6 protein-coding genes are annotated in these 6772 nt (G+C 63.5%); all 6 read left to right on the top strand.

Annotated features, from left to right (window positions below; all coding sequences use genetic code 11):
• Positions 1–5 precede the first annotated feature (5 nt).
• The 6 genes from EN914_RS18695 (at position 6) to EN914_RS18670 (ending at position 6685) form a co-directional block, all read left to right on the top strand.
• Positions 6–734, top strand: a complete 729-nt coding sequence (locus EN914_RS18695; RefSeq protein WP_245497828.1) for an enoyl-CoA hydratase/isomerase family protein — start codon at positions 6–8, stop codon at positions 732–734.
• A gap of 9 nt (positions 735–743) precedes the next feature.
• Positions 744–2255 (top strand): aldehyde dehydrogenase family protein, encoded by a 1512-nt coding sequence (locus EN914_RS18690; protein WP_024502748.1) that lies wholly within the window; start codon positions 744–746, stop codon positions 2253–2255.
• Positions 2256–2312: 57 nt separating this feature from the next.
• The gene (locus EN914_RS18685) at positions 2313–3566 is read left to right on the top strand and encodes an ABC transporter substrate-binding protein (protein WP_013529701.1); all 1254 of its coding nucleotides are present in this window, start codon (positions 2313–2315) and stop codon (positions 3564–3566) included.
• A gap of 101 nt (positions 3567–3667) precedes the next feature.
• Positions 3668–4624: a carbohydrate ABC transporter permease gene (locus EN914_RS18680; protein WP_024502750.1), complete on the top strand. Its 957-nt coding sequence runs from the start codon at positions 3668–3670 to the stop codon at positions 4622–4624.
• On the top strand, positions 4621–5565 hold the full coding sequence (locus tag EN914_RS18675; protein ID WP_024502751.1) for a carbohydrate ABC transporter permease: 945 nt from the start codon (positions 4621–4623) through the stop codon (positions 5563–5565). Before EN914_RS18680 ends, EN914_RS18675 begins: the two co-directional genes overlap by 4 nt.
• Positions 5566–5569: 4 nt before the next feature.
• Positions 5570–6685, top strand: coding sequence for an ABC transporter ATP-binding protein (locus EN914_RS18670; RefSeq protein WP_013529698.1), 1116 nt, complete (start codon positions 5570–5572; stop codon positions 6683–6685).
• Positions 6686–6772: the final 87 nt, after the last annotated feature.

The raw sequence follows: 6772 nt of genomic DNA, 5'->3' as shown, positions 1-6772 counted from the left end.
GTACCATCACGCTGCGCCGGCCGGAGAAATTCAACGCACTGGACATTCCGATGCTGCGGGCGCTAGAGACGGCGCTCGACGCGGCCGAGATGGCCGAGGGCGTCCGCGTCGTGCTGCTGCGCGGCGAAGGCAAGGGCTTTTGCGCCGGTGGCGATGTCGAAGCCTGGGCGCAGATGAGTGCCGCCGATTTCCAGGTGCAGTGGGTGCGCTACGGCCACCGCGTCTTCGACCGCTTGGCGCGGCTGCGGCAGCCGACAATCGCCGTCCTGTCCGGCCATGCGCTGGGCGGCGGCCTGGAACTGGCTGCGGCTTGCGACTTCCGCGTGGCGGAAACACAAATGAAATTAGGCTTCCCGGAAACCTCGATTGGCGTCGTGCCCGGCTGGTCCGGTACGCAGCGCGCCGTGCGCCGCTTCGGCGCGCAGACGGTGCGCCGCATGGCGCTGGGCGGCGAGATCCTTCTCGCCCCCGAGGCACTCGCCCTGGGCATCGTCGACCGGGTGGTCGCAACTGGCAACGCACACGAAGAAGCAAAGGCGTGGGCGGAAAAGATCGCCGAGCGCGGCCCGCTGGCGACGGAAGCCGCCAAGCTGATGATCGCGGTCGCCGAAGGCGAGGAAAGTGCCGCCGCCACCGAAGCGCTGGCCAGCGGCTTCATCGCCCTGACCGGCGATCTGAAGGCCGGCGTCGATGCCTTCAAGGCCAAGCAGAAGCCGGCCTTTTCGAGATCCTAGAGCAAACATATGAACGCACCCCTGAAGATCGCCATGCCGGCCGAGGCGGCCGAAGCCCCGAAAGGCTACAAGCTGCTGATCGACGGTAAGCATGTCGATGCCCGCGACGGCCGTACGATTGCTCGAAACAGCCCCGGCCACGGCTTCACCGTCTCGCACTATGCGCAGGCCGGTGAGGCCGAAGTGGAAGCCGCTGTGCTTGCCGCCCACAGGGCTTTCGAAACGGGTCCATGGCCGCGCATGAAGGCGGCCGAACGTGCCACGATCCTGCTCAAGGCAGCTGATCTGATCGAGGGCCGACTGGAAGACATCGCCCGGCTCGACGCACTGGAATCGGGCAAACCGATCGCCCAGGCACGCGGCGAGATCGGCGGCGCCGTCGACATCTGGCGCTATGCCGCCTCGCTTGCCCGCACCCTGCATGGTGAAACCTACGCCAATCTCGGCGACGCCATGCTGGGTGTCGTCCTGCGCGAACCGATCGGCGTCGTCTCGATCATCACCCCGTGGAATTTCCCGTTCCTGATCGTCAGCCAGAAACTGCCCTTCGCGCTCGCCGCCGGCTGCACGGCGGTGGTCAAGCCGAGCGAAATGACCTCGGCCTCGACCTTCGTGCTCGGCGACATCCTGATGCAGGCCGGCCTGCCCGCCGGCGTCGTCAATATCCTGGCCGGACTTGGCGCCGATGTCGGTGCGCCGATGGTCAGCCACCCGCTGGTCGAAATGGTCTCGTTCACCGGCTCCACCCGCGTCGGCAAAATGACGATGGCATCCGCCGCGCAGTCGCTGAAGAAAGTCTCGATGGAGCTCGGCGGCAAGAACGGCCAGATCGTCTTCCAGGACGCCGACCTCGAAGCGGCCGCCGATGCGGCGGTGTTCGGCGGCTTCTTCAATGCCGGCGAGTGCTGCAATGCCGGCAGCCGGCTGATCGTGCACGAGGCGATCGCCGACGATTTTCTCAGCGCCGTCAAGGCGCTTGCCGCCAGGGTCACGGTCGGCGATCCGCTCGATGACCAAACCAAGGTCGGCGCGATGATCTCGTCCGACCATTTGGCCAAGGTTGCCGGTTACGTTGCGGCAGCCGCGACCGAGGGCAGCAGCATCTACAGCGGAGGCAAGCAATTGGCCTCCAATATCGGTCAATACCTCGATCCCACCATCATCCGCGGCGTCACCGAGGACATGGCCATAGCGCGCGAGGAAGTGTTCGGCCCGGTGCTCTCGGTGCTGACTTTTGAATCGATTGAAAAGGCGTTGCACATCGCCAACAACACGCCCTATGGTTTGTCGGCGGGCGTGTGGAGCGCCAGCATCGACACTTGCATGTCGGTCGCGCGCGGCGTGCGTTCGGGAACCGTTTGGGTGAACACATTCATGGAAGGTTATCCCGAGCTGCCTTTCGGAGGCTATAAGCAGTCCGGTCTCGGACGCGAACTCGGCAAACGCGCCGTCGAGGACTATACCGAGGAAAAGACAATCCAGTTTCATCGCGGCCAGCGCACCGGGTGGTGGGTCGGCTGAGTTGAGAAGAACCCGGCGGCATCCGCCGGTCGTGTAATGCAACAAGGGAGGAAGTACATGTTGCGCAAACTGCTTATCGGAACGGCTCTCGCGTCGGGCCTGGCTTTCGCGGCCCACGCCGAGGACGTCAAGGAAGTCCAGATGCTGCATTGGTGGACCTCGGGCGGCGAAGCGGCTGCTCTCAACGTCCTCAAGGGTGATCTGGCCAAGGAAGGCTATGCCTGGAAGGACGTGCCGGTGGCCGGCGGCGGCGGCGATGCCGCCATGACCGCGCTGAAGGCGATGGTCGCGGCCGGCAATTATCCGACCGCCTCGCAGATGCTCGGCTACACCGTGCTCGACTATGCAGCCGCCGGCGTCATGGGCGACCTGACCGAAACGGCGAAGAAGGAAGGCTGGGACAAGTCCGTTCCGGCAGCCCTGCAGAAGTTTTCGGTCTATGACGGCAAGTGGGTCGCGGCGCCGGTCAACGTTCACTCGGTCAACTGGCTGTGGATCAACAAGGCCGTCCTGGACAAGATCGGCGGCACCGAGCCGAAGACCTTCGACGACTTCGTTGCCCTGCTCGACAAGGCCAAGGCGGCAGGCGTGATCCCGCTCGCTCTCGGCGGCCAGAACTGGCAGGAAGCCACCATGTTCGACTCCGTCGTGCTGTCGACCGGCGGACCCGAGTTCTACAAGAAGGCCTTCAACGACCTCGATGACGAGTCCCTGAAGTCCGACACGATGAAGAAGTCGTTCGACAATCTGGCCAAGCTCGTCACCTATGTCGACCCCAACTTCTCGGGCCGCGACTGGAACCTTGCCACCGCCATGGTCATCAAGGGCGATGCCCTGGTGCAGGTCATGGGCGACTGGGCGAAGGGCGAGTTCCACGCCGCCAACAAGACCCCGGGCACCGACTTCCTGTGCTATCGCTTCCCGGGCACCGACGGCTCGGTGATCTACAACTCCGACATGTTCGGCATGTTCAATGTTCCCGACGACCGCAAGGCCGCCCAGGTCGCACTGGCCACCGCCACCCTGTCGAAGAGCTTCCAGTCGGCCTTCAACGTCGTCAAGGGTTCGGTTCCGGCCCGTACCGACGTTCCGGACACCGACTTCGACGCTTGCGGCAAGAAGGGCATCGCCGACCTGAAGGCAGCCAATGAAGGCGGCACGCTGTTCGGCTCGCTGGCCCAGGGCTATGGCGCGCCTCCGGCGGTCGCCAATGCCTATAAGGATGTCGTCTCCAAATTCGTCCATGGTCAGATCAAGACCTCGGACGAAGCCGTGACCGAGCTGGTCAAGGCGATCGACGACGCCAAGTAAGCACGCGCCAAAAACGCCTTCCCCGCTCCGGCGGGGAAGGCCCAGATCCGCGAACATAGATCCGCGAAGCTGGTTGGCCGCGAGTCGACGGGAGGAGCCCCATGAGCACGGTAGCGACAAGCCAGATCAAGCTGACGCCGGAGCATGCGCGGCCACGCGCCTCGGTGCGCTCGCGCCTGCAGGACGCATTGCCCAAGATCGTGCTGGCGCCGAGCTTCGCCATCACCATCGTCTTCGTCTATGGCTTCATCCTGTGGACGATTTATCTGTCCTTCACCAATTCCAAGACCTTCCCATCCTATGTCCTAACCGGCTCGCGCGCCTATCAGCGGCTGTGGGGCTGGACCTTCGACACCGACCCGCCATCGAGCTGGTACACGTCGATCACCAATATGGGTATTTTCGGTTTCCTCTACATCGCAATCTGCCTGGCGCTCGGCCTGTTCCTGGCCATCCTGCTCGACCAGAAGATCCGCGGCGAAGGCGTGTTGAGGCCGATCTATCTCTATCCGATGGCGCTGTCCTTCATCGTCACCGGCGTTGCCTGGAAATGGTTCCTGGATCCCGGCCTAGGTCTCGAGCAGACCTTGCATCAGTGGGGCTGGACGAGCTTCCATTTCGACTGGATCAAGAACAAGGATTTCGTCATCTACACGGTGGTCATTGCCGGCGTCTGGCAGGCCTCCGGCTTCATCATGGCGATGTTCCTGGCCGGCCTGCGCGGCATCGACGGCGAGATCATGAAGGCGGCGCAGATCGACGGCGCCACCACCTTCCAGCTCTATCGCCGCATCGTCATCCCGCTGCTGCGGCCGATCTTCCTGTCGGCATTCATCGTGCTCGCGCACCTCGCCATCAAGTCCTACGATCTCGTGGTCGCACTGACCAGCGGCGGGCCCGGCGGCTCGGCGTGGCTGCCGTCCAACTTCATGTATGAGTACACGTTCAAGCGCAACGAAATGGCCGTCGGCTCGGCCAGTGCGGTGATCATGCTGATGACCATCGTCGCCATCATCGTGCCCTATCTCTATTCGGAACTGCGGGAGAAGCCGCGATGAGCGCCGTCACCACTCCCGCCCGCCAGGCCTCCGGCGGCGTCAACGTCAAGGTCATCAACCGCATCGTCATCTACGGGCTGCTGGCGCTGTTTGCGCTGTTTTACCTGATGCCGCTGTTCGTCATGCTGGTGACTTCGTTCAAGACCATGGACGAGATCCAGAACGGCAACATGCTGGCGCTGCCCAAGGCGCCGACCTTCGACCCGTGGCTGAAGGCGTGGGGCGAGACCTGCGTCGGCCTCACCTGCGCCGGCATCAAGGGCTATTTCTGGAACTCCATCAAGATGGTGGTTCCGGCCGTTCTGATTTCGACCATGCTGGGCGCGCTGAACGGCTACGTTCTGACCAAATGGCGTTTTCGCGGCGCGACGCTGGTGTTCGGGCTGATGCTGTTTGCCTGCTTCATTCCGTTCCAGTCGGTGCTGCTGCCGATGGCGACCATCCTCGGCAGCCTCGGCCGCTTCGGCGTCACACTGCAGAACTCGGTCGGAACGAGCTTCGGTCTCGGCAACCCGACGGTCAACCTGGTCTTCGTCCACGTCGTCTACGGCATCGGCTTCACCACGCTGTTCTTCCGCAACTACTATGAGGCGTTTCCGACCGAACTGGTCAAGGCGGCACAGGTCGACGGCGCCTCCTTCTTCCAGATCTTCCGCCGCATCATGCTGCCGAACTCAATGCCGATCTTCGTCGTCACCGTCATCTACCAGTTCACCAACATCTGGAACGACTTCCTCTTCGCCTCGGCTTACGCCGGCACCGGCGACGCGATGCCGATGACGGTGGCGCTCAACAACGTCGTCAACACCTCGACCGGCGTCGTCGAATACAACGTCAACATGGCCGCCGCGATGATCGCGGCACTGCCCACCCTTCTCGTCTATGTGCTCGCCGGCCGCTACTTCGTGCGCGGTCTCATGGCTGGCGCCGTCAAAGGATGATCTGATGGCTTTTCTGGAAATTGATGGTCTGAGAAAGCGCTTCGGCCAGGTCGAGATCCTGAAAGGGATCGATGTCGAGCTCGAGAAAGGCGGTTTCCTGGTGCTGGTCGGCCCTTCCGGCTGCGGCAAGTCCACTTTGCTCAACACCATCGCCGGCCTGGAGACGATCACCTCGGGCGAAATCCGGGTCGACGGCCGCGCCATCAACGATCTGCACCCCTCCAAGCGCGACATCGCCATGGTGTTCCAGAGCTATGCGCTCTACCCGAACATGACGGTGGCCGGAAACATCTCCTTCGGCATGGAGATGCGCGGCGTGCCGGCGGCGGAGCGCCAGAAGGCGATCGACAAGGTGGCCAAGGTGCTGCAGATCGGCCACCTCTTGCAGCGCAAGCCGAGCCAGCTTTCGGGCGGCCAGCGCCAGCGCGTCGCCATGGGCCGGGCGCTGGTGCGCGACCCCAAACTGTTCCTTTTCGACGAGCCTTTGTCCAACCTCGACGCCAAGCTGCGCGTCGACATGCGCATCGAGATCAAGCGCCTGCATGCCACCACCGGCACCACCATCGTCTACGTCACCCACGACCAGATCGAGGCGATGACGCTGGCGACCAAGATCGCCGTGATGCGCGACGGCGAGGTGCAGCAGTTCGGCACGCCGGCCGAAATCTACAACAACCCGAGCAATCTCTTCGTCGCCGACTTCATGGGCTCGCCGGCGATGAACCTGATCCCGGCGACGATCGGTACGTCAGGCAATGCGTTGTCCGTCGTGCTGCAGCGCGAGGCGCGCGAGCCGATCAACCTGCCGATGGCCAATGCGCCGGCGGGCCTGTCGGCATTCCAGGGCAAGCCGATCATCTTCGGTGTCCGTCCCGAAGCCCTGACCGATCCGGAAGGTGCCGAGCGCAACGCCTCGCACATCGCAACCGCGGACTGTCACATCGAGGTCGTCGAGCCGGCAGGTTCGGACACCTTCGCCGTCACCAATCTCGGCGGCAAGGGCGTGGTGGCGCGGCTGCGCGCCGACGCCAACATTCAGCCGGGCACCAACACGCCGCTCGCCTTCAACCTGACAAAGGCGGTGTTCTTCGATCCGGCGACCGAGACCCGTATTCGCTGATGTATGTCGCCCAAAAGTGGATCCGGTTTTGGGGCAACGACATGCATCAAAACAAAAAACTAAAGCGCGTCGGGACGCGATTTAGGC

The sequence above is a fragment of the Mesorhizobium sp. M7A.F.Ca.CA.001.08.2.1 genome (assembly GCF_003998455.1).
Lineage (GTDB): Bacteria > Pseudomonadota > Alphaproteobacteria > Rhizobiales > Rhizobiaceae > Mesorhizobium > Mesorhizobium ciceri.
This window is presented reverse-complemented; position numbering and strand designations above follow the sequence as displayed.